Below are 211 nucleotides of genomic sequence, written 5' to 3'. Positions count from 1 at the left end.
AACCTTTCTCTATTGACCTGTCTTTCTAACCCACCCAGGAACCGCCGTGAACTGGCTTAACTACAGCGAAGCCTGCGCCCGCAATCAGGCGGTGATTCTGGAACAACTGGCGCCGCTGCTGCCAACGACAGGCACCCTGCTGGAGATCGGCAGCGGCTCGGGCCAGCACGTCATACACTTTGCCGCGACGCTGCCCCAGCTGCGCTGGCAG

The 211-nt window shown here is 61.6% G+C and carries 1 protein-coding gene; it reads left to right on the top strand.

The annotated features are described in order from the left end of the window. Nucleotides 1-46 precede the first annotated feature (46 nt). On the top strand, nucleotides 47-211 hold a 165-nt coding region (locus MO867_RS24310), incomplete at its 3' end, for a DUF938 domain-containing protein (protein WP_373565942.1).

This window comes from Microbulbifer okhotskensis (assembly GCF_023895975.1).
Lineage (GTDB): Bacteria > Pseudomonadota > Gammaproteobacteria > Pseudomonadales > Cellvibrionaceae > Microbulbifer > Microbulbifer okhotskensis.
The sequence above is the reverse complement of the archived record's forward strand: the minus strand, read 5'-3'. Positions and strand labels throughout refer to the sequence as shown.